This window comes from Streptomyces pseudovenezuelae (genome assembly GCF_001513955.1).
Taxonomy (GTDB): Bacteria; Actinomycetota; Actinomycetes; order Streptomycetales; family Streptomycetaceae; genus Streptomyces; species Streptomyces pseudovenezuelae.
This window is the reverse complement of record NZ_KQ948163.1, coordinates 1-1,422: the sequence shown is the minus strand read 5'-3', so window position 1 is coordinate 1,422 and position 1,422 is coordinate 1. Positions and strand designations below refer to the sequence as shown.

General features: G+C 56.2%; 1 rRNA gene (only partly in view). It reads left to right on the top strand.

Going from position 1 to position 1,422, the window contains the following annotated elements:
• A 23S ribosomal RNA gene (locus AQI94_RS42190) occupies positions 1 to 1,392 on the top strand (it extends 2,602 nt beyond the left edge of the window).
• Positions 1,393 to 1,422 lie beyond the last annotated feature (30 nt).

Genomic DNA, 1,422 nt, shown 5'->3' with positions numbered 1-1,422 from the left:
TGAGACCTGATGCCGAGCCGATTGTGGTGAAGTGGATGATCCTATGCTGTCGAGAAAAGCCTCTAGCGAGTTTCATGGCGGCCCGTACCCTAAACCGACTCAGGTGGTCAGGTAGAGAATACCGAGGCGTTCGGGTGAACTATGGTTAAGGAACTCGGCAAAATGCCCCCGTAACTTCGGGAGAAGGGGGGCCATCACTGGTGAGAGGACTTGCTCCTCGAGCTGGGGGTGGCCGCAGAGACCAGCGAGAAGCGACTGTTTACTAAAAACACAGGTCCGTGCGAAGCCGTAAGGCGATGTATACGGACTGACGCCTGCCCGGTGCTGGAACGTTAAGGGGACCGGTTAGTCACATTTCGGTGTGGCGAAGCTGAGAACTTAAGCGCCAGTAAACGGCGGTGGTAACTATAACCATCCTAAGGTAGCGAAATTCCTTGTCGGGTAAGTTCCGACCTGCACGAATGGCGTAACGACTTCTCGACTGTCTCAACCATAGGCCCGGTGAAATTGCACTACGAGTAAAGATGCTCGTTTCGCGCAGCAGGACGGAAAGACCCCGGGACCTTTACTACAGTTTGATATTGGTGTTCGGTTCGGCTTGTGTAGGATAGCTGGGAGACTGTGAACTCTGGACGCCAGTTCAGGGGGAGTCGTCGTTGAAATACCAGTCTGGTCGTGCTGGATGTCTAACCTGGGTCCGTGATCCGGATCAGGGACAGTGTCTGATGGGTAGTTTAACTGGGGCGGTTGCCTCCTAAAGAGTAACGGAGGCGCCCAAAGGTTCCCTCAGCCTGGTTGGCAATCAGGTGTTGAGTGTAAGTGCACAAGGGAGCTTGACTGTGAGACCGACGGGTCGAGCAGGGACGAAAGTCGGGACTAGTGATCCGGCGGTGGCTTGTGGAAGCGCCGTCGCTCAACGGATAAAAGGTACCCCGGGGATAACAGGCTGATCTTCCCCAAGAGTCCATATCGACGGGATGGTTTGGCACCTCGATGTCGGCTCGTCGCATCCTGGGGCTGGAGTCGGTCCCAAGGGTTGGGCTGTTCGCCCATTAAAGCGGTACGCGAGCTGGGTTTAGAACGTCGTGAGACAGTTCGGTCCCTATCCGCTGTGCGCGTAGGAGTCTTGAGAAGGGCTGTCCCTAGTACGAGAGGACCGGGACGGACGAACCTCTGGTGTGCCAGTTGTCCTGCCAAGGGCATGGCTGGTTGGCTACGTTCGGGAGGGATAACCGCTGAAAGCATCTAAGCGGGAAGCCTGCTTCGAGATAAGGACTCCCACCCCCTTTGAGGGGTTAAGGCTCCCAGTAGACGACTGGGTTGATAGGCCGGATCTGGAAGCCCAGTAATGGGTGGAGGTGACCGGTACTAATAGGCCGAGGGCTTGTCCTCAGTTGCTCGCGTCCACTGTGTTAGTTCTGA